The organism is Paenibacillus campi (assembly GCF_034659835.1).
Classification (GTDB): domain Bacteria; phylum Bacillota; class Bacilli; order Paenibacillales; family Paenibacillaceae; genus Saccharibacillus; species Saccharibacillus campi.
In genome coordinates this window covers 446,269-470,056 of the sequence record NZ_JAXSQZ010000004.1, presented here as the reverse complement: position 1 = coordinate 470,056, position 23,788 = coordinate 446,269, and the positions used below count along the sequence as shown (strand labels likewise).

At 47.3% G+C, this 23,788-nt stretch carries 16 protein-coding genes; all 16 read right to left on the bottom strand.

Annotated features, from left to right (window positions below; translation table 11 throughout):
- Nucleotides 1–74: 74 nt before the first annotated feature.
- On the bottom strand, nt 75–1,499 hold the full coding sequence (gene uxaC / locus U1I11_RS12990; RefSeq protein ID WP_322906555.1) for a glucuronate isomerase: 1,425 nt from the start codon (nt 1,497–1,499) through the stop codon (nt 75–77).
- A 379-nt stretch (nt 1,500–1,878) separates the two neighbouring features.
- Nucleotides 1,879–3,282, bottom strand: coding sequence for an argininosuccinate lyase (argH, locus tag U1I11_RS12985; protein ID WP_322906554.1), 1,404 nt, complete (start codon nt 3,280–3,282; stop codon nt 1,879–1,881).
- Between the two features lie 8 nt (nt 3,283–3,290).
- Nucleotides 3,291–4,544 carry an argininosuccinate synthase gene (locus U1I11_RS12980; RefSeq protein WP_322906553.1) on the bottom strand — a complete coding sequence of 418 codons (1,254 nt, stop codon included), beginning with the start codon at nt 4,542–4,544 and terminating at the stop codon, nt 3,291–3,293.
- A gap of 335 nt (nt 4,545–4,879) precedes the next feature.
- On the bottom strand, nt 4,880–5,845 hold the full coding sequence (argF, locus tag U1I11_RS12975; RefSeq protein WP_322906552.1) for an ornithine carbamoyltransferase: 966 nt from the start codon (nt 5,843–5,845) through the stop codon (nt 4,880–4,882).
- A 116-nt stretch (nt 5,846–5,961) separates the two neighbouring features.
- Complete coding sequence (locus tag U1I11_RS12970) at nt 5,962–7,188, bottom strand: acetylornithine transaminase (protein WP_322906551.1); 1,227 nt, start codon at nt 7,186–7,188, stop codon at nt 5,962–5,964.
- Between the two features lie 155 nt (nt 7,189–7,343).
- Entirely contained in the window at nt 7,344–8,153 is an 810-nt protein-coding gene (gene argB, locus U1I11_RS12965; protein WP_322906550.1) for an acetylglutamate kinase, read from the bottom strand.
- Nucleotides 8,154–8,342: 189 nt separating this feature from the next.
- A complete protein-coding gene (argJ, locus tag U1I11_RS12960) occupies nt 8,343–9,569 on the bottom strand; it encodes a bifunctional glutamate N-acetyltransferase/amino-acid acetyltransferase ArgJ (RefSeq protein ID WP_322906549.1) in 1,227 nt (408 codons plus the stop codon).
- Between the two features lie 102 nt (nt 9,570–9,671).
- Nucleotides 9,672–10,724 carry an N-acetyl-gamma-glutamyl-phosphate reductase gene (argC, locus tag U1I11_RS12955; RefSeq protein WP_322906548.1) on the bottom strand — a complete coding sequence of 351 codons (1,053 nt, stop codon included), beginning with the start codon at nt 10,722–10,724 and terminating at the stop codon, nt 9,672–9,674.
- 1,026 nt (nt 10,725–11,750) lie between these two features.
- The gene (locus U1I11_RS12950; protein ID WP_322906547.1) at nt 11,751–12,647 is read right to left on the bottom strand and encodes a YitT family protein; all 897 of its coding nucleotides are present in this window, start codon (nt 12,645–12,647) and stop codon (nt 11,751–11,753) included.
- 466 nt (nt 12,648–13,113) lie between these two features.
- Nucleotides 13,114–14,227 (bottom strand): peptide chain release factor 2 gene (gene prfB, locus U1I11_RS12945; RefSeq protein WP_322906546.1). Its coding sequence is split into 2 segments (ribosomal slippage): nt 13,114–14,154 and nt 14,156–14,227, totalling 1,113 coding nucleotides; the frame shifts between segments, so codons are not numbered across the junction.
- Between the two features lie 318 nt (nt 14,228–14,545).
- Complete coding sequence (gene secA, locus U1I11_RS12940; protein ID WP_322906545.1) at nt 14,546–17,011, bottom strand: preprotein translocase subunit SecA; 2,466 nt, start codon at nt 17,009–17,011, stop codon at nt 14,546–14,548.
- A gap of 772 nt (nt 17,012–17,783) precedes the next feature.
- Nucleotides 17,784–18,356 (bottom strand): ribosome hibernation-promoting factor, HPF/YfiA family, encoded by a 573-nt coding sequence (gene hpf / locus U1I11_RS12935; RefSeq protein ID WP_322906544.1) that lies wholly within the window; start codon nt 18,354–18,356, stop codon nt 17,784–17,786.
- Nucleotides 18,357–18,697: 341 nt separating this feature from the next.
- Nucleotides 18,698–18,895, bottom strand: coding sequence for a cold shock domain-containing protein (locus tag U1I11_RS12930; protein ID WP_046216421.1), 198 nt, complete (start codon nt 18,893–18,895; stop codon nt 18,698–18,700).
- A gap of 263 nt (nt 18,896–19,158) precedes the next feature.
- Complete coding sequence (locus U1I11_RS12925; RefSeq protein ID WP_322906543.1) at nt 19,159–20,994, bottom strand: 2-aminoethylphosphonate aminotransferase; 1,836 nt, start codon at nt 20,992–20,994, stop codon at nt 19,159–19,161.
- 47 nt (nt 20,995–21,041) lie between these two features.
- Complete coding sequence (aepY, locus tag U1I11_RS12920) at nt 21,042–22,181, bottom strand: phosphonopyruvate decarboxylase (RefSeq protein ID WP_322906542.1); 1,140 nt, start codon at nt 22,179–22,181, stop codon at nt 21,042–21,044.
- The gene (aepX, locus tag U1I11_RS12915; protein ID WP_322906541.1) at nt 22,178–23,779 is read right to left on the bottom strand and encodes a phosphoenolpyruvate mutase; all 1,602 of its coding nucleotides are present in this window, start codon (nt 23,777–23,779) and stop codon (nt 22,178–22,180) included. The genes aepY and aepX overlap by 4 nt, the downstream gene beginning before the upstream one ends.
- Nucleotides 23,780–23,788 lie beyond the last annotated feature (9 nt).

The following is a 23,788-nucleotide window of genomic DNA, read 5'->3' as shown; positions in this document are numbered from 1 at the left end:
ACAACAAGCAATCCAACCTACTACTGAACATCATCCGCACCTATGTTATGCACGTTAGTTAGCCAGCGCTTTAATCAAGACACCGACACAACAGCCGGGAAGCCAAAATATTGCTCTGCATTGCGATAACAAATATTCGCTGTCATAGCGCTGAGCAGCTCATGATCATCCGGCGCTTCGCCACGCTCGACCCAACTGCCGAGCAGATCGCACAACAGCCGCCGGAAATATTCGTGCCGCGTATACGAAAGGAAGCTGCGCGAATCAGTCAGCATACCGACAAAGCGTGCCAACACGCCATAATTGGCTAAAATACGCATCTGCTCCATCATGCCATCGCGATGATCATTAAACCACCATGCCGTACCGAACTGGATTTTACCCGCCGTAGCGCCGCCCTGAAAGCTACCCGCGATGCTAGCGAGTACCGGATAATCATTCGGATTCAGCGAGTACAAAATCGTTTTCGGCAAACCGCCCGCCGTTTCGATCGCGTTCAGCAGCCCTGCCAGCGGAGCAGCAATCGCGCCATCGTTAACCGCGTCATAGCCGGTATCCGGGCCGAGGCGACGGAACATCGGCGTATTGTTGTTGCGCAGTGCATGAATATGAAGCTGCATCGCCCAATCAAGCTCACGATACAACCCTGCGAGAAACACGAGCGTATACGACTTGTGCTTCGCTTCCTCCTCGGCGCTCACACTGCCTTCCTGCAATGCTTTGGCAAAAATACGGCTTGCTTCCTCACGCGTTGTGTCGGCATAAACGAGCACATCTAGCGCATGATCTGATACACGCCCACCTGCCTGATGGAAAAAGCGCACACGTTGCTCCAGCGCCTGCAAAAACTCGTCATACGAACGCACATCGCTGCCATGCACATCGCTCAGTTGTTCCAGCCACGGACGGAACGTATTGCGGTTAATTTCCAGCGCTTTATCCGGTCGGAAGCTCGGCAACACTAACGTTTGGAAATCGCTTAGCTCACGAATGGCGGTATGATGTTCCAGCGAGTCCACCGGATCGTCGGTCGTACACACGACCGTCACGTGCGACTTGGTAATTAGATCGCGTGCACCAAACCCTTCACCTTGCAGCTGTTGATTTACCTTTTCCCAGATGGTTGGCGCCGTTTGCTCATTCAGCAGCTCATCGATCCCAAAAAAGCGTTGCAATTCCAGATGCGTCCACTGATACAGCGGATTGCCGATCAATTGTGGGACAGTACGCGCCCAAGCGAGAAATTTATCGTAATCATCGGCATCACCGGTAATGTATCGTTCCTCCACTCCATTCGCACGCATTACTCTCCATTTGTAGTGATCACCGTATAGCCAAGCTTCGGTAATGTTTTTGAACGTTTTGTTCTCGCGAATTTCCTGTGGGCTAAGATGACAATGGTAGTCAATGATCGGCATATGTTTGGCGGTTTCATGATACAGGCGAATCGCTGTCTCACTGTTCAGCAAAAAGTTATCATCCAGAAACTTGCGTGCCATACATCTTCATTCCTTTCGCATTAGGACTCAGCTTAAATTTTGTTAACGTTAACATTTTACAGTTTAATTGTATCCGTTTTCAAATAATACGCAAGGGGAAATTGATCGATCATATTGCTCGGTGCAGCACGATCGTACTTGAACAAACATAAACACCGCTGCCCGCATCACTCATGGAGAGAATATGCGAACAGCGGCTCCTTATTATGAAACGACAATGTGCCATTATTACTACTACTAACTTGTCTCAATTTAATTCATCGTATGCCGATCGTATGATCGCTTTATGATGAACACATTGAAGTGCATTCGCACCTGATTTTTAATGGAGACAGCCTACTACCGCTTTGACCGAGACTAATTTAAGTTTGAAACTGGCTTAAACGTGCTGCTCCAGCCAAGTCGTCGTATGCTGCAATTTGCTGCCAGCACGTTCGATCGCCTGTTCAACCTGCACGGTTGCCGTACCGCCGTACACATTACGTGCATTGACTACCGTCTCCGGTTGCAGCACATGATAGATCGTATCGTCAAACAGCGGCGAGAACTGCTGGAACTCATCCAGGCTTAGATCGAGCAAATATTTGCCCTCCTGAATGCAGTACAATACCGTTTTGCCGATCACTTCATGCGCCTGCCGGAACGGTAAGCCTTTGCCGACGAGGAAGTCAGCGATATCGGTCGCATTGGAAAAGTCTTTGTTGACCGCTTCGCGCATCCGCCCCGTATTGACTTTCATCGTAGCGATCATCGGTGCGAACAATTGCAATGCACCTTCCAATGTAGCGACCGTATCGAACATGCCTTCTTTGTCTTCTTGCATGTCTTTGTTGTACGCCAGCGGCAGCGACTTCAGCACAGTCAGCAGACCGACCAAATTGCCGTACACACGACCGGTTTTGCCGCGTACCAACTCGGCAACGTCCGGATTTTTCTTTTGCGGCATAATGCTGCTGCCTGTACAGAACGCATCATCCAGCTCGACAAAATTAAACTCGGTGCTGCTCCATAACACCAGTTCTTCACTCAAACGGGACAGATGCGTCATAATCAGCGATGCACCAGCGAGAAATTCAACGATAAAATCACGATCACTCACCGCGTCAAGACTATTTTCGTACACGCCGTCAAAACCAAGCTGTTCCGCCACCAAATGGCGATCGATCGGGAATGTCGTACCCGCCAGCGCACCAGCGCCTAGCGGCAATACATTGATGCGTTTGTAGCTGTCTTTCAGGCGATCGATATCACGCTCGAACATCGACACATATGCCATCAGATGATGCGCGAACAAGATCGGTTGCGCGCGCTGTAAATGCGTATAACCCGGAATGATCGTATCCAGATTGTTTTGCGCCTGATTGATCAGTGACTGTTGCAGTGCATGCAGCAGACCAACCAGCTCAACGGCGCGATTGCGCAAATACAGATGCATATCGGTCGCAACTTGATCGTTACGGCTGCGTCCGGTATGTAACTTGCCGCCGACCGCGCCGATTTCTTCGATCAGATGCTTTTCGATATTCATATGAATATCTTCATCCGATACGGAAAATTCAATCTGACCAGCGCGGATTTTGTCCAATACTTTGTTCAGACCCGCTTTGATCGTCTCCACATCATCGGCAGGCACGATGCCGCATTTGCCAAGCATCGTCACATGCGCCAAACTGCCCTGAATGTCTTCCTCAGCTAGCGCTTTATCAAAATGAATCGAGGCTGTATATTCCTCGACGAGATGATTCGTTTGTTTAGTAAACCGTCCGCCCCAAAGTTTGCTCATGTTGCCAGTCACACTCCTTGCTTCGCTTGGCTTGCTGCTTGTTGGACGCCCGCATTTACTTTCAGACGCAATGCGTTCAACTGGATAAAACCAGCTGCATCGCCTTGATCGTAAGCATTCGTTGGATCAGCTTCCATCGTCGCAATATCCGGGTTGTACAGACTGTACGGGCTGCTCAGACCGGCTGCGATCACATTGCCTTTGTACAGTTTTACACGCACCGTACCGGTCACATTTTTCTGGCTCTCGGTCACGAGCGCTTGCAGGGCGAGACGCTCCGGTGCAAACCAGAAGCCATTGTATACTAGATTGGCATACCGGGTAATGAGCGAGTCGCGCAAGCTCATCACTTCGCGATCCATCGTCAGCGATTCCATTTTGCGATGAGCGGTGAACAAAATCGTGCCGCCTGGTGTCTCATACACACCACGGCTTTTCATACCGACAAAACGGTTTTCAACCATATCGACACGTCCGATCCCGTGCTTGCCACCTAGTTCGTTCAGCTTTTCCATCACTTCAAGCGGCGTCAGCGTCTGTCCATTCAATGCGACACAGTTGCCTTGTGCAAATTCCAGTTCCAGCATTTCCGGCTGATCCGGTGCATCTTCCGGCGATACACTCAGCAGGAACATATCTTTATTATCGTCTGCACTTGCATCAAAGTTCGGGTCTTCGAGCACACCGCTTTCATAGCTGATATGCAGCAAATTGCGGTCAGTCGAATACGGCTTCGCTGCTGATGCCGTTACCGGAATACTATGCGACTCGGCATAAGCGATCATTTCGGCGCGACCTGGGAAGTCGGCGCGGAATTGCTCCAGACGCCACGGAGCGATCACTTTAATCTCAGGTGCAAGTGCCGCTGCGTTCAGCTCGAAGCGCACTTGGTCATTGCCTTTACCTGTTGCACCGTGGGCAATCGCAATCGCGCCTTCTGCACGCGCAATCTCTACCATCCGCTTGGCGATCAGCGGACGCGCGATGCTCGTACCGAGCAAATATTGACCTTCATACAGCGCGCCAGCTTGGAACATCGGATAGATAAAATCTTCCGCAAATTCAGCGCGCAGATCATCGATGTATACTTTGGAGGCGCCGGTAGCAAGCGCTTTTTCTTCCAAACCGTCCAGCTCATCCGCCTGTCCGATATCTGCCGTAAACGTAATGATTTCGGCGTCGTATGTTTCTTTTAGCCATTTCAAAATGATGGACGTATCCAGTCCACCGGAGTATGCTAGAACGATTTTGTCTTTTGCCATTGCTTATATGCCCTCCATTATAAAACCTTTTGATACCGGGGCGGTGAAGCCGGAATATAAAACTCCGTTACGCTTCATCCGCACACGGTCAAAAGGTCTTGGTTTGATGTAGTCATTATACACGATCATGCCATTGTATAGGCGACATGTTCGTCTTTGATCGTAGCCTAATATTGCACAGCAGACGGTGTAACACTTGATCTGCATCCCAAACAATCTGTTGCATTCTGTCTGTTGACCAGCTAATGCACCGCCTTAGCGCTTACGAGAACCGAGTCGTATTGAAATACGAAGCGGGATTCGCTCTATGAACGATCAGGTTAATTCAATGCCGATTAACCGATCAATGCCGCCATAATCGCTTTTTGCGCATGCAGACGATTTTCCGCCTCATCGAAAATAACGCTATTGTCGCCATCGATCACACCTGCGCTCACTTCTTCACCACGATGTGCCGGCAAACAATGCAAGAAAATATAATCCGGCTTCGCGTGACTCACAAGCTGCTCATTTACCTGATAATCGGCAAATGCCTGCTCACGTACCTTTTGTTCCTCCTCAAAGCCCATGCTTGCCCACACATCGGTATAGATCACATCTGCGTTCGCTACCGCTTCCTTTGCATCACGCACGACTTTGATCGTCGCGCCGCTTGCTTGGGCAAGCTGCTGACATTGCTTCAGCACCTCGGCATCTGGCTCATAGCCTTCCGGACTTGCTACGTACACGTCCAGACCTACACGCGCACCGCCGATCATCAGCGAGTGTGCCATATTGTTGCCGTCGCCCACATAAGCGAGCTTTAAGCCTTTCAGCTTGCCTTTATGTTCCACAATCGTCTGGAAATCCGCCAGCACCTGGCATGGATGTCCCAGGTCGCTCAATCCGTTAATGACCGGAATGTCCGCATATTTAGCTAGCTCGGTTACATTTTTATGCCCAAACGTACGGATCATAATCCCGTCCAAATAACGCGACATCACCTGCGCCGTATCAGCAATCGTTTCGCCGCGTCCCATTTGGATATCGTTTTTGCTCAGGAATAGCGCATGTCCACCCAACTGATACGTACCAACTTCAAACGATACACGCGTCCGCGTAGATGATTTTTCAAAAATCAAGCCTACCGTTTTGCCTTCCAGCGGACGATATACTTCACCCGCCTTTTGCTTGCGTTTCAATTCAATCGCCAGTTCGATTAGAAATTGAATTTCTTCGGCGGTAAAATCGCTAAGCTCAATAAAATCTTTGCCTTTAAAATGGCTCAGTTCCAGCTTGCCTGTTTGTATTGTATCTGCCAACGGTATTCCTCCCTCATTGCGAATATGTCATTTACTATGTGTAGTACGGAATGCCAAGTCAGGCACTCCGCAACCAATGTATGTTTTTGCTTGGCATCCGGCTCGATTGGTATCGTTCAGTTGCCGTTCGCTCCAGCCGTACCAACGACCGGTGCATACTCATGAATCAATTCGCTTAGAATCGCCAGCGCCTGATCGATCTCGTCTTTTGTAATGAGCAGATTTGGCAGCAGGCGAATAACGTTCGGACCTGCACTCACAAACAGCAACCCTTTTTGCTGTCCAGCCAAAATCAGTTCGTTAATCGGCGCCGTACATTCGATCCCGATCATCAAGCCTTTACCGCGAATATCCCTCACAAATGGATGGCTGCCTAGCTTGTCGTGCAATTGCTGCATCAAATAGTCGCCCATTTCTGCCGCATGCTGCACAACACCTTGCTCTTGTAACGTTTCCAATGTGGCGATCACGGCTGCGGTCGCAAGCGGTGTACCACCAAAAGTCGAACCGTGACTACCCGCAGTAAATGCTGCTTTTAAATACGCTTTTCCGACCATTGCACCAACCGGGAAGCCGCTCGCCAACCCTTTTGCCAGTGTGAAAATATCCGGCTCAATGCCATAATGCTGTGATGCTAGCAACTTGCCTGTCCGTCCCATGCCGGTCTGAATTTCATCGATAATGAGCAGCAAACCATGCTGTTTGCAAAGCTCAGCCACCGCCTGCACGTATTCCAGTTTTGCCGGATACACGCCGCCTTCGGCTTGAATCATTTCCAACATAATAGCTGCCGTATGCGGGCCGATTACGTTTTGCAGCGCGTCCAGATCGTTTAGTGGCACCGTAATAAAGCCGGCTGGCAACGGATGAAAGCCTTCTTTTACTTTATCCTGTCCGGTCGCCGTCAGCGTAGCGAGCGTACGTCCGTGGAATGACTGCGTAAACGTAATGATCTCGTAACGTTCTTCGCCCTTAATCTTTTGCTGATATTTACGTGCTAGCTTAATCGCTGCTTCGTTCGCTTCTGCACCGCTGTTACAAAAAAACACCGCATCTCCGGACGTCATCGACGTCAACAGCTGTGCCGCCTGTTCCTGGTTCGGAATCTGGAACAGATTGGACGTATGCCAGAGCTGATCGAGCTGCTCTTTCAGCTTTGCTGTTACGGTGTCAGGAGCATGTCCCAGATTCGTAACCGCCAGTCCACACATAAAATCCAAATATTTTTTGCCGTCCGCATCCCATAGATAACTTCCTTTTCCTTTGACAAATGCAAGCGGATAGCGCGCATAGGAAGGAAATAATGCACTTTCGGTATTCGCTGATGATGGCTGATTGCTCATGCTGGTCACGCTCCTCAATCGTTAATTTTATAAAAGCAAACTGCGACCGTTCGTTATGGTCACGACATTTATGATGTATCGTTACGGCAATCGATGATCATTGATGAATGATCATCGTTGTAATGAATCGTCACCGTATCGATCCTTACGTCGCGCTACAGCACCGTCTGGCGCACAATACGTGTGCCTACAGCATCTCCGTTCAAGACGCGGCTAAGGATGCCCGGCTCGCTACCATCGACAATAATCACTTCTTGTACATCTCCCTGAATGCAGGCAACCGCTGCCGTTACTTTCGGGATCATACCGCCATAAATCTCGCCCGTTTCGATCATATGCTGTGTATCCTCAATCGTCACTTGCGGCAATACGACTTTGGCGCCATCGACCGTTTTCATAATACCAGGCACATCCGTCACTACGATCATACGCGGTACGCCCAGATGCGAAGCAACCGCACCTGCTGCCGTATCAGCATTAATATTGTACCGCTGCCCTGTTGCATCAACACCAACGGGCGCGATGACTGGCATATAACCAAGCCCGGTAATCGCTCGAATAATCGTAGCTTCCACATACGTAACATCCCCGACCAGTCCAACTTCTGCGGAATTGGCAACCGGTTTGGCCTGGATCAGACCGCCGTCGACACCAGAGATGCCGATCGCTTTTGCCCGGCTGCCCTGAATTCGTCGGACGATCTGCTTGTTGATGCTGCCCGAAAGCACCATCTCCACCACATCCAGCACCTGTTCGGTCGTTTTACGCAAGCCGCCGACAAATTCCGTCTCAATGCCCAGCTTTGCCAAATTGTCCGAAATCGCCGGGCCGCCTCCGTGCACAATGACCGGCTGTATACCGGATTCCTGAATTTGCTGCAAATCCGCAAAAAACGAATCCGGCAATGCAGCTAGCGTACTGCCTCCACATTTCATTACAAACGTCTGAGCCTTCTGCCCTGTCATCGCATTCCCTCCGTTTCAGTGTTTATCATTGGCTAACCATATAGCCAATCAAAAGTGATGTTTACAACGTAAACTATATTAACGTTTCCAAGTGATAGCAATCTTCTAATACGACGTACAATGAACAACGAGTTTGACTAGGCAAAATATCATACACTGTCCATTATTAGCTATCTTTTACCGCATTTACTATGTACGGTAAGCAGCATTAATGCGCACATAATCGTACGTCAGATCACAGCCCCATGCAATCGCTTCACCATCGCCATAATGCAGATCAACGACAATCTTTACCGTATCGCCTTTAAGATACTCCAATGCCGCCTCCTCGTCAAAAGGAACCGGACGCGATGCCGTTAATACAACGATATCGCCCAGACGAATATCGACCGTGTTCACATCGACCGGTTCACCTGCACGCCCTACGGCTGCAATAACCCGTCCCCAGTTCGCATCTGCGCCAAACATAGCGGATTTGACCAAACTGGAGCCGATAACCGTCTTCGCAATTGCACGTGCAGACTGATCGCTGAGCGCGCCGGTCACTTCCACTTCAACGAGCTTGGTCGCCCCTTCGCCATCACGCGCAATCGCTTGGGCAAGATGTTCACACACATGACGGAATGCCGCCGCAAACGCCGCCCAGTCTTCATGTTCTGGTGTTAAATCAAGATTGCCTGCATGTCCGCTCGCCATCACGACGAGCATATCATTCGTACTTGTATCGCCATCCACCGTAATCATATTAAAAGTACGATCCGTCGTATCGCGCAACAACTGTTGCAGCGCCGCTGCCGGAATGACCGCATCGGTCGTCATAAATGCAAGCATCGTCGCCATATTCGGATGAATCATACCTGAACCTTTCGCCGCTCCAGCGATATGCACATCGATGCCGTTCACTTCCACCTGCACACAGATTTCTTTTTTGACCAGATCAGTCGTAAGAATCGATTGGCAAAATGCTTCGGCATGATCGGTCTCATAACCAAGCTGCTCTGGCAAACGCTCAATACCGGAGAGCACTCGATCCATTTTTAACAATTCGCCGATCACACCGGTAGAAGCTACCGCCACATCCTGTTCATCCAGACCGAGCTGGCGCGCCGTTTCCGCACGCATCGCATAGGCATCCTGCTCACCTTGTCGCCCTGTACAAGCGTTCGCATTACCGCTATTTACGACGACCGCACGCAGCGTGCCATTGGACAAGCTGTCCCGTGTCACCTGTAGCGGAGCCGCTTGAAACAGATTCGTTGTATACACGGCAGCCGCTGCCGCCGGAACATCACACACGATCACACCCAGATCGTTACGCTCCGTTTTTTTGAGTCCGCAATGCAAACCTGCTGCCTGAAATCCTGCTGGTGTAGTTACAGAGCCACCTTGAATCTGTCTAAACAATTGAGCTGACATAATATCTTCTCTCACTCCCTGATCGACGATATAAATAAAATTGGGGTACACGCACATGATGATAGCTACAACGATAGCTGTTGTATAACATTTCCGGCTTGCTTAAGGATATACCGGAATCATCTGCAGACCAAGATTTTCTTCCCAGCCCATCATTAGATTCAAATTTTGGATCGCTTGACCAGCCGCCCCTTTGACCAAATTATCGATCACCGAGATGACCGTCATACGCCCGGTACGCTCATCGAGCGCAAACCCGATATCACAGTAGTTGGAACCTGCCACCTCTTTCGTAGCTGGCCATTGCCCTGCCGAACGCACACGCACAAACGGGCGCCCTTTATAATAATTACGGTACAAATCAATCCACTCCTGCTCCGAATGATGACCGTTTGTTTTCATATACATCGTGCTCATAATGCCGCGTGTCATCGGCACCAGATGCGTCGTAAACGTCACTTGCACCGGCTGACCTGCCACCTCACCAAGCACTTGCTCAATTTCGGGAATATGCTGATGTTTGTTCACTTTATATGCTTTAAAATTTTCGTTCATTTCCGCATAATGTGCCGTCAAACTTGTACCACGTCCTGCACCGGACACACCGGATTTGGCATCGATAATAATCGTATCCGGCTCGACCCAGCCTGCTTGCACAGCTGGCAACAAACCGAGCAGCGATGCGGTTGAATAACAGCCTGGATTGGAAATGAGACGCACATCACGCACATCATTGCCTTTCAGTTCACACAATCCGTATACCGCTTCAGTAAGCACATCGGTAGGCACCGGTTTATGTTTGTACCACTGCTCATACGTCGCCGTATCTTTCAGCCGGTAGTCACCGGACAGATCGATCACTTTAAGACCTACTTCCAAATAACGCGGCACCAGTTCACCACTCACACCGGATGGTGTAGCCAAAAAGACCAGATCAGCCTTGCTCGCCGTCTCCTGCGGGTCGACGCCATCCAGCACCATATCGAGCATACTGTTCAAATGTGGAAATTGCTCTGAGATTGGTTTACCGCTACTTGAAGCCGAAATGACCGATGTGATCGTAACATGCGGATGATGCTGTAAAAAACGAATCAGTTCCACTCCGCCGTAGCCAGTGGAACCTACGATAGCGACTTTTAGTTGATGTGAACTCAAGTACAATTCCCCCTGTTCAGTCCATATGTAGCAGCGCTCATATTTCGAGCCTGCCCATGTGTTTGGTTGCAAGCGTTAGGCTGATGCCTTGCCAACACACTGTTGCTTGGTCCGATCAATAAGCTGTGTATTATTATACATCCGATGTAATATAAATACAACCTTGAATACAAACATTGTTGCGGGTCGATCGGAGCGATCAACCGAGCAATGGCGCGGGTCGGTGCAAACACGATGACAGAGCGGTGTCATATTAAAATAAATACGTATTTCATACACTATTACCACTATCGGTTTAATTTTATGCTTGGCGTATTCATGATGTTCTCCAAGCTATAAAGCTAATTGTATTCACACAGCTCTATGCATTTTCAAAATGATCTGCCTATTTTATATTTTATGCGTAATACTGTTATCGATACTTTATCATCATACAGCAACAGCCAGCTTTATGTCACAACTCTGGCGAGCGAGCTATGAAATCGCAAACTACATGCGACTTGCCACTTGATCCTTCAGATGGATAGACGATAAAGCAAGAACAATCGTTTCAGCCTACTGGAACAGCGATGGCGTGCATCATATATAAACAAACGACGATGCATGACACTTCAATAATGTATCGTCAATATATCGTCGTCAACATAAGAAAAGGAGCATTATACAAACAAAGAGCACCCTACTTCCATTTGAAGTAAAGTGCTCTTTGTGTAATATTACTGTACAGTCACCGCATAAACGTACCGCTCCATTGTTATTAACTGATGCATATACTGTTATATCTATATCGTTGTTTAAACGAGCCTGCGCAAAGCAAATGATCAACCGCCTATCCAAATGGACAGCTTATAGCTATAGTTACAATCATATAGCTGCCGTCGTCTTCGCCTACTACTTAGTGTCTATCCCTATGTAGGTATAGGTAGTTCATTGCAGGCTAATCCTAAACAAGTTTAACAGCGTCCCCATCCACTATTAAAGTAAGTCCACTACTATCCTTATCACCTATCTCTATCTCTATCCTGATTATCCCGGCAACTTAAACCCTTTGCCCAACACCTCATGCGCATTGCTAATCACGACAAAAGCATCGGGATCGACCGAGCGCACAATCGTCTTCAACCGACTCGCTTCATTTTGCCCGACAACGACCATAAATACGGTGCGCTCATCCCCCGTATACCCGCCTTGGGCGTTCAGCTTCGTTAAACCGCGATCCAAATCATTCAAAATCGCCTGCCGCATCGGTTCAATCTCATCGGATATGATGTAAGCGACTTTGGAATTGCTAAATCCAAGCTCGACCGCATCGATCATTTTACTCGTCACAAATAGACCGATTAGCGCATACAACGCCTGCTCTGGTTTTAGTAAAATACCTGCCAGCAAAATGACCGTACCGTCCATCACACTCACACAAACCGACATACTAAACCCGGTTAGCTTATGCATAATTTGCGCCAGGATCGCCATCCCTCCCGTCGAACCGCGACCACGAAAGACGATGCCCAGTCCAAGCCCTACACCAATGCCACCATACAATGCACCAAGCAGCGGATTGGTCGTCGGCGCCGGAATATCGCGCGTTATGTAAATGAACAACGGCAATACGATCGTGCCGAGCAACGAACGAATACTCGACTGTCTACCCAGCAGCAAATAACCTGCGATAAATATCGGAATATTCAGCACCCATTGCGTATACGCCGGCTGAATCCCAAGCACTTGCGCCGCAATAATCGAAATCCCTGCGACCCCGCCTGATGCAATATGATTAGGCAGCAAAAACAGATTAAACGCCAGCGCCATCACCAATGCACCTACGACAATCAGCATTGTATCCCATGCATTATGAATCGGCCCTGTCAGCGGAATGAGCGGCGGCTTCCGCCTGCGCCCTGCCGTTATTGATGAACTTACCATTCCTTGATCACCTGTACCCTTCATCATCGTTCACATTTGTTCAAGCTGCATCGTATACCGGCATACCACAGCAGACCATATATACGTACGTCCTTTTTATGCTCCATCGCACCTTTACATGCCATCGATTTTGTACAGCTACCGAGACATGATTGCGGCTTTTATTGTAGTTTAAAAATACCATTTGCGAAAGAACATACGTCAAACAGGTAATACTTTAACCCGGGAGAGAGCCACAGCAGCAAAATTAGGCTTTCATCACTGTTTCACACATTATTGTGCAACCATTTCAATACAAAAAACCCTGCTACCCACTTCGATTAAAGAAGCCAGTCTCAGGGTTCATGCACGACCGTATACTCACATATACAACGTCTACTAATGCTAATTATTATTTTGCAGATTCATTTCATCGTATAATGCACAACAATTATATCAATCGAGCCATACTACTGCTCACAATCAACTATTCCACTTCAATTTTCAACTGACTGCGCAAATAGCCATCGATAAATGGGTCTAACTCGCCATCCATCACTGCACCGATATTGCCTGTTTCGACTTGGGTACGATGATCTTTAACCATGCTATACGGATGGAATACATACGAGCGAATTTGGCTGCCCCATGCGATATCGGACTGCTCACCGCGAATCTCGTCCAATTGTTTGCGTTCTTCTTCGATTTTGCGCTCGTAGAGCTTGGAACGAAGCATCGTCATCGCACGCTCACGGTTTTTGATCTGTGAACGCTCGGTCTGACAGCTTACGACTACGCCGGAGGGAAGATGCGTAATCCGAACCGCAGAGTCGGTCGTATTAATATGCTGACCACCGGCGCCACTAGCGCGGTACGTATCGATCTTCAAGTCTTCCGTACGGATTTCGATCTCGGCATCGTTCGTAATCTCCGGCACAACATCACAAGACACAAACGATGTATGACGACGACCTGACGAGTCAAATGGTGAAATACGGACGAGACGGTGTACGCCTTTTTCCGCTTTCAAGTAGCCATAGGCATTGTAGCCTTTAATGAGCAATGTTACGCTTTTCACCCCAGCTTCATCGCCAGGCAAATAGTCCATCACTTCCACTTTAAAGCCACTTTTCTCCGCCCAGCGTGTGTACATACGCAGCAGCATCGACGCCCAATCTTGGGACTCCGTACCACCTGCACCAGGATGAAGCTCCAAAATCGCGTTCAGCTTATCATACGGCTCGTTCAGCAGCAATTGCAGCTCGAATTCCTCGATCTTTTTCACCAATGCGGCTACGCCTGTCGTTACTTCCTGTGCCAGTTCCGCATCTTGTTCTTCATCTGCCAGTTCAGCCATCAGGCTAACATCATCATACTCCTGCTGGAGCTTATTATACTGATCAACAGAGCCTTTGACTGCATTCATCTCAGCGATGACCGCTTGTGCGGATTCATTGTCGTCCCAGAAATCCGGTGCCGACATTTTCACCTCAAAGTTTTCGATCATCTCATTTTTGAGGTCTAAGTCAAAGAGACCCCCTAAGATTAGATAGTTTCTGCGCCATTTCACGCAGATCGTGCTTAACATTTGGTTCGATCATGAACGTCACCTCGTTTAAAATTTCCGGCTCCCATGCAAACATCCGAGCCATTTGCTTATTATACATTACCACATGTAGCTCGTTCACAGAAGGCGCGTATATGCTTATAACTAAAGCACACGCTTGTACATCACCACCGATAATCGATACAGACAATAGCTAACGATTACCCGCGAAAAGACACTCACAGCGGCGGTTGCCAACTATGAGTGTCTTGCACAGGTCGTTCTATACGACTATCCGATCGGCAGCATAACAGTTTACGCAATGTGTACACGACACTACCTCATAATACGTTGTGCCATTACATAGCTCGACTTATCTCCGTCTGCGACGACGTTCTTCACGCGAAGGACGTTTTTCTGCTGCTTCAGAAGAACTGTTCGTGCTCACTTGGAGTGTATCTACGACAGCTTCACGCTCCTGTGGGCTTTCGCTTTGAATTTGCGCTCGCATCACATAACCAGCAACTTCTTCCTGAATGTCAGCGATCATCTGATTGAACATTTCAAAGCCTTCAAACTGGTACTCACGCAACGGATCGGTACCGCCGTAAGCACGCAGGTGAATACCTTGACGAAGCTGTTCCATCGCATCGATATGATCCATCCATTTGCGGTCAACTGCGCGCAGTACAACGACCTTTTCAAACTCACGGATCGTTTCTTCACCGATTTCCGCCTCGCGCTGCATATAATACAGTTCGACACGCTCAAACAGATAGTTGACCATTTCTTCTTTTTCTTTTTCTTCCAGTTCCTGTTTAGACACATGCTGCGCTTCAACGAGGAAGTTGTTGTTCACATAATCGGCAACTTCTTGCAGTTCCCAATTTTCAGGGATATCGTCATTACAATGAACTTCAACGACACGCTCGATACAAGGCTTGATCATTTGCAATACGACTTCACGGATGTTGTCGGACTCCAGCACTTCACGGCGCTGTTTGTAAATGATTTCACGCTGCTTGTTCATCACATCGTCATATTGCAGGACGATTTTACGCATATCAAAGTTACTGCCTTCAACGCGGCGTTGTGCTGATTCGACAGCACGCGAGATCATACGGCTTTCGATCGGCTGGTCTTCCTCAAAGCCGAGCTTTTCCATCATGTTCATCACATTGTCCGCACCGAAGCGTTTCATCAGCTCATCGCCTAGTGACAGATAAAATTGCGTCGATCCCGGGTCACCTTGACGACCGGCACGACCGCGCAGCTGGTTATCAATCCGGCGGGATTCATGACGCTCGGTACCGATAATGTGCAGACCGCCCACATCAGCTACGCCTTCACCGAGGATAATATCTGTACCACGACCTGCCATATTCGTTGCAATCGTTACCGTATTCGGCTGACCGGCACGCGCGATAATTTCCGCTTCTTCGGCATGATATTTGGCATTCAGCACTTGGTGCTTGATGCCTTTACGTTTCAACATTTCGGACAACAGCTCCGAGTTTTCGATCGATACCGTACCGACAAGTACCGGTTGGCCTTTTTCGTGACGTTTTACGATCTCGTCTACAACGGCGCGGAATTTGCTCTGTACGCTTTTGTAAACGACATCCGGAGCATCTTGACGCTGATTCGTACGGTTGGTCGGAATTTGCAACACTTCCAGACCGTAGATTTTTTTGAATTCTTCTTCCTCTGTTTTCGCTGTACCGGTCATCCCTGCCAGCTTACGGTACATACGGAAATAGTTCTGGAACGTAATCGTTGCCAGCGTCATACTTTCGTTTTGTACTTTAAGGTTTTCTTTCGCTTCGATCGCCTGGTGCAAACCATCGCTATAACGACGACCAGCCATCAGACGTCCGGTAAATTCATCAACGATCAATACTTCACCATCGGTGACGACATAATCGACATCACGATGCATAATAGCGTTCGCTTTCAGCGCCTGCACAACGTGGTGGTTGATCGTTACGTTTTTATTGTCATACAGGTTTTCAACGCCGAAGAAATTTTCAGCTTTTTCCACACCTGCTTCAGTTAGTGCTACCGATTTCACTTTAATATCAACTGTGTAATCGTCTTCCGCTTTCAAAGCTTTAACAAAACGGTCTGCCGCAAAATACAGCTCGGTCGACTTTTGCGCCTGACCGGAAATGATCAACGGTGTACGCGCTTCGTCAACGAGAATTGAATCGACTTCATCGATAATACAAAAATGCAGTGGACGCTGTACCATTTGCTCTTTGTACAGCACCATATTGTCACGCAAATAGTCAAACCCAAATTCATTGTTTGTACCGTACGTAATGTCACAAGCATATGCTGCTTGTTTCTCCTCATGACGCATACCGCTCAAGTTAATACCGACGGTCATGCCGAGATAGTTATAAATACGACCCATTTGCACGCTGTCACGTTGTGCCAAATAGTCATTGACGGTAACAACGTGCACGCCCTTACCTTCAAGCGCGTTCAAGTATACCGGCAGCGTACCTACGAGCGTTTTACCTTCACCGGTTCTCATCTCGGCAATTTTACCTTCATGCAGAGCGATACCACCGATCAACTGAACGTCAAAATGACGCATGTTCAGCTGGCGTTTGGATGCTTCGCGCACAGTGGCAAAAGCTTCCGGCAACAACTGCTCAAGCGTCTCACCTTTCTCAAGACGTTCGCGGAACTCGGCTGTTTTGCCCTGAAGTTCCTCATGGGACAGAGCCTCAAATTCCGCTTCCATATTATTGATGATGTCTACGGTTTTCATGATCCGTTTGACATCGCGGTCGTTTGAATCACCAAAAATTTTTTTAACGAGTCCTAGCATGGTTAACCCCTTTCGCGCAATTAAAGAGATAGATTATTGAATAATGGAATTAACACGACGCTTCCGGGGATTATTCAATAATCTCAGTTGCAATAAATTGTACCAGTTTCGCGGAACCCCCGCAACAAAAGGGCATGACGGTACATCCCGCCTCGCTGGTGTAAATCAGCTCGATACGGCACAAGAATATCATATCCCGTACCTTCATCTATACTTATGAAGTTGGTTACAACTGCCGACCGTGTTACCGACCGCGTAAACCAATATGCATCCACTTATGAAAAGGCTACCCTGCTATACATACGTATAACTTACCCGATATGTTTCTGCAAATGCAGAAATGAATGGCAAAATGGGTTCAGAGCAACGACAAGAAAGGGCGTATGCATCACCGTCCGCTGGACGAGCGACAGCCTGCCCTGAAGGTTGTTATACGAGTAAATAACGCAGTAAACAGGCATATGTAGCACTTTAAACAGTATACTCTACTTTACATGCGAATGCACTTGTTTGTTGAGCTTTCTTCCATTTTCTAGGATGAGCACCACTATGCCAAATATGTACGTAATGACATCTTTTTCATAATCCGCTACGTTAATGTACTAAAAAAGCCTTACCCGCCGAAACAGGTAAGGCTCACCTTGCATCATTCATCATATTCATTCATTTCATTCCCGCTGATTAGCGCAGCATATGCTGCCTATCACGGTAAGCAAAGGGCAATATCTCCCTGCCCATCACAGCATATTGCCGAGTGGAATGATGCGGATCATTATTCCTGCTCGATCAGACCGTATTTACCGTCATCACGGCGATATACGACATTGACCTGCTGTGTGTTTACATTGGAGAATACGAAAAACGTATGCCCGATCAAATTCATTTGTAAAATAGCTTCTTCAACGTCCATCGGCTTCAGGAGGAAGCGTTTGTTGCGGACGATTTCGTATTCATCGGTTTCCACTTCCACATCCGCGTCTTCATCTATAGCAAGCGCTGCCGCCGTAGGGTCTTCAACGAAAAATGATTTTAAATTCTCGTCATTTTGACGGAACTTGCGATTCAGTTTCGTTTTGTGCTTGCGGATTTGGCGTTCGAGTTTATCGACCACAGAGTCGATGGAAGCGTACATATCTTCACTACGATCCTCTGCACGCAGCAGTAATCCTGGGAGTGGAATAGTTACCTCTACAGTAAAGCGTCCACGATTGGAACTAAGCGTCACCATACCGTCGGAAACGGGCGGTGCATCAAAATATTTCTCCAGTTTGCTTAGCTTTTTGTCCACATAATCTTTAATGGCATCTGTAACTTCAAAGTGCTGACCTCGAGTGGCAAAATTCATGTGGCATTCCTCCTTTTTCGAATTATAACACAGGTGTAAGGTATAAGTAAAAGGACGGTTAACGGATGGCGGCAAATGTTTAAAGCGCATACATCATTAGTTAACAAAACGCTATAAACAAAAGGTAATTACAAAATAACACTAAATTGCTACCAACCAGTTAGCATCCTCTACACGCTTGCAAAACAGCAGTTCAACAATACAGTTTCGGCAGTCAAACGTTTGTTTCAACTTTAACTTTAACCAGAAAAAGACCCCGGAAAACATCCCGGAGTCTTAGCTAATTATTCAAATGTAACCATCAGATTACCTATGTAAGGCTGGCAATAGCCTAGGGATGATTATAATTTGATAACGTTAGCTGCTTGAGGTCCACGCGCACCTTCGACGATGTCGAATTCTACGGATTGGCCTTCTTCAAGCGTCTTGAAGCCTTCAGATTGAATTGCGGAGAAGTGTACAAAAACGTCGCCGCCTTCTTCAGTTTCGATGAAGCCGTACCCTTTTTCTGCGTTAAACCATTTCACTTTACCTTGCATGCAATAACATTCCCTTCGTTATCAAATAAAGTAAGACATTGCCTACATTTCTGAATATACCATCTCTGGCTTAAAATTGTCAATTGGAAAAGTAAAGGTTTACATGTAATTATATTACATTTATTTTTTTATCCTCTCGACCTACTGGGCATATGTTTTCAGGCGCTGAACTACTATGAACGAATACACCGTTTTTAGCCGAATGAAACGCGCCACAGAACATCATTTTATGTTCATGTGGCGCGTTTCTGCATAAACTTGTTCTATTTTATGAGTGCCATATACGCTTGTAAATGTTTTATAAACAATCGCATATCCTGTTGGTCGATATCCCCAATATTAGCGATACGAAAAGAAGCAAGCTTGCCAATTTTGCCTGGATAAATCGTAATGCCACGTTCATATAAATAATCATGTAGTTCATTAAAATGATAATGTGCCGCTGTTGGCTCAGCAATCGCGGTAATCAAATGAGATTGATGCGGCAACGGAACGATATACCGTAATCCGAGTTCGTTCAGTCCTTCAATCAGCACTGTCCATGATTGCGTATATCGTTCATAGCGCCGCTCGATCCCTTCAATCTGTGTTTCCACAACCGCTTGTTTGAGCGCATATAATGTTTGCACAGGTGGTGTAAAACGCATTTGTTGATGTTGCTTGAAATACGCATATTGCTTGTATAAATTCAAATAATAACTTTTGCCGACCGCAGCAATGCTTTGTTCTAGCTTTGCTTTAGGCGCGATCACAAAGCTTATACCTGCCATCCCCTGCAAGTTTTTGTTAGAGCTGGAAATCAAATAATCAATACAGCTTTCTTTCATCCGAATCGGCACAGCGCCATACGAACTCATCGCATCTACGATCAATTCCGCCTTATATTGGCTGCACAATTGTCCGATCGCATCAATATCGTTCAAAATTCCGCTCGTTGTCTCATGATGTACGACCGCCACATGCGTAAATTCGCCAGCTATCAATGCACGTTCAATACGCTCCAAGTCGAGCGGTTCAATCGGTGAGCTGTGCAATGTTTCCACATGCAAACGATACACAGCGGCAATTTCAGCCATTCTTTCCCCATAGGCTCCATTGCTAACAATGAGCAACTTGCCCTCACCGATGACCGAAGCGATGACCGCTTCTACCGCTGCCGTTCCGGAACCGCCAAACAACACCGTATCATACGTATGCGGAGAAGCGACAAATGCAGTCAATTGTGTCGTAATCCAGTTCATCAACTGTCCAAATTGCTGTTCACGCGGGCAAATATCAGGCACGACTTGTGCCAGCTTTACCGTATCCGTTGTCGTCGCTGGCCCTGGATTTAGTAAAATATTCCGTTTAATACCGCTTGAGCTAGTCTCTGTTTCTCTCGCTTTAATTTGCGGATAAATGATCGTTTGGGCGCGTTGTAAATGCTGGGCATCATCGATTTCGCACCATATCAATGCTTCGATCTTGTTGACAGCAATCGGTTTTTGCCGAGATGCTGCGACTAGCGCATGCTCATAATCGACGTTTAAGCACTCGGCAAATTGCTGCTCTGCCCATCGACACATTGAGCGATACGTAGCGCTCGAAATACGCGCAATGCCTACTAATTCTGCATCAACGCGGTTCAATACTTCCGGCCGTTTGGACAAGGCGACCAGACAACCATCTTCATCCGTCTCGATATAGACTTCATCCCCCGATTCAGTCTTGCCGCTTGCCAATACGATATCGTCGCGCGAATCTGCCTGTATATTTAGCAATGCAGCGCGATCATACAACAAGTCCGATTCCAGCAACAGAAAATCTTCGTTTAGATGTGCTCGCAATTGATACAATGTGTACATACTGCCGCTTTCACTGTATTTCTCATTGTACACACAGCCTACTCCATCATAATTTTGTGCCAATTGTTCATAATGCTCGGCAAGATAACCGGTGCCGATCCAAATTTGCTGTATCCCACTTTCACGTAACAGTTGAATCGAACGCTCCACGATCGGACAGCCATCGATCTGCAAAAAGCCTTTCGGTTTGTATGTTGTTTGCTCTTTGAGGCGGCTGCCTAAGCCAGCGGCGAGAATAACTGCGGTTTTTACCATTTTTATCACCACATCTAATTTAGTTTGCAATCGTTCTGCTGTGCAGTCTATCGTTCCATATATTCCATCAGCCGCTCTTTGACCTGATACGGTTTCATAGTCGGTCTGCCTACACTGCCTGTAGCCGCTCTCGAAATGAAAGCATGAATAAATGTCAGTTGTGGCTGCTTATGCCATTGTACAATAGCTTGCGCCAATTGTTCGGCACGATCGACGACGATCACTTTGGCATACCGACAAGCGGCAGCAACAGCAGCCAAATCGATACTGGTGGATACGGTATTCTGTCCGCCTGTCGAGTCATGACAGCCATTATCGAGCACAAGATGGAGCAGGTTTTGCCTGCCATAATGACCGACTGTTGCCAGATTGCCCATTCGCATCAGTAACGCGCCATCGCCATCGATTGCAATAATCTTTTTGCCGGATTGTACGAGCGACAATCCTAACGCCAATGAACTGATACAGCCCATAGAGCCGACCATATATAGATTTTGCGGTGCGTCTTCAATTTCAAACAGCTCTCTGCCTGTAAGCCCTGTAGTCGCTAATTGAATCGTGTGCTTATGTTTGGCTGCATTGACCGTTTGCAACATTTCATATCTTGAAGGCAATACTGTCGGTCGTGGTAAAGGAGCGGATTCGACGTGAGCGTACGGTTTTTGTACACTGTTGGGCTGCTCATCAAGTGCCACTTTGCCAAAAGTACCTTTTTTGACAACGAAAAAGAACGTTTGCTTGCTGCGAATATACTCGTCCGCTTGTTGAAGCTGCTGGACAGCCTCGTCATGAATATCGGACAAATATGCCCACTTCACCTGCATGAAATCGAGCAATTTTGTCGTTATCGTACCCATCAGCTCATGCTGTGGTTCATCCGCCACGCCTGGTTCTCCTCGTAAACTAACAAATCCAAGCACAGGCAGCTTAAACGTATAATTTAACGATGTCAACGGCGAAACGGCATTCGTTAAGCCCGAATTTTGCATTAGTACGACCGCTTTTTGCCCACCTAGTTGTGCACCGCTAGCAATCGCCACTGCATCCCCTTCATTCGCTGCCCCAACATACTCACAATCATTAATCGCATAATTGATTAAATCTTTTAAAAATGAGCACGGAACGCCCGTAAAAAACTGAAACCCAGACTGTTTGAGCTGTTCGCCAAATGATCGCGTATCGATCATAGCAGTTCACCCGCCTTTTGCAAATCCAAAATCGAATCGATATCCAGCCAGTCACTTTTAATAAATTTGACAGCTATTGGATGTTGTTTAATAATTTCATTAAATAGATCGATCATCGTCATCGAACGAAAATCCGCTCGCTTTGCCAAATACGCCAGCGTTTCCTGTACAATCCGAATACCGTCGCCGGACGCTTTCCACAATCCGATAAACTCCCCATTGTATGTTTGCGTCTCACTTGATAACATCATGCCGGTCAATTTAACGGTATTGGAATACAGATTGCGCGAATACGGCTTATCTGTCATGACCATATCCTGATCCGCTTCCGTCAGCTGCGCATCCGCATCCACGACGATCGTAATCTCGTTATCATCGTTTAACAGATCGTTTAAAATATAATTTTTGTGCACAATATCGCCATAGCTAATAACGGTAGCACTGCCTTGCAGATGCTCTCTGGCAAGATAAAGGGAATACAGCTCTTTGGTCTCGGCAAAATCCATATTGTCTACCGTCAAAATATTGTTGAGGTTGATTTTCTCTTTGGCAAATCCGCGCACAACGACGACATGTTTGATGCCTACTTTATTCAGATCATCGACTTGCATCGTCAACATCGGTTTGCCATTAATTTTCAGCATCGTTTTAGGCAACTCTCTAGTCAGCTCGCCCAGATTGCCTTGACTGGCAGCCAAAATGATCGCGTTCACCTGTTTACCGGAAGTAGGCAAATAACGTTTTTCAGCTTCTTTTAATTCGTCTGCACCCTGGATGCGAAACACTTCAGAGACGGTGGCTACTTTGCCTTCCACATTAATAAGTGATTGATCCCGATAAATTTGCGCTAGCGTTTGCTGCATCGACTGAATTGCTGCACGCAATGTATGATTTGCCCAGATGACCATATTAACGCCCATTTCGCGGAATTTATCGGTTGGGGTAGAGTAATATTTGGTTGGTACGATCACGATCGGATGGCGATTTTGCCATTGTTGCATAAACGCCTCAATATCGGAGCTGTCCGCTTTTTTGCTATGCACGAGAATCGCATCCGCACCAGCCAATCGATACGCTTCGGCACGCCGCAACGCTTCATCCAATCCCCAGCCAGCGATAAACGATTCCAGACGTGCGACTACACAAAAGTCAGGATCAAGTTGCGTTTCTTTTGCCGCTTTGATTTTGCCACAAAATTCATCCATATCTGCTAGCGGCTGTGTTTCGCCAGAAATAAATGAATTTGTTTTCGGAAACAGTTTATCTTCAATACATACACCGGCAACACCTCGTTGCTCCAGCTTTCTGACCAGTCGACGCATATTGTTGAAATTCCCATAACCTGTATCACCATCTAACAAAATAGGCAAACTGCTCGCATCACTCATATACTCCATCACATCCATCACTTGCGTCCATGAAGCTTCATTGTTGTCTCGCACACCAAGCGAAGCGGAAATGGTCAATCCGCTGCCCCAGATACCTTTAAAGCCCGCTTCCTCTACAAGTTTCGCAGACATTCCGTTATGGGCTTCCATTATAAAGTCCAACTCAGGACTCGTAAGCATCTGCTTGAGCAATTGCGTTTTTTTCATCATCGTTATCTT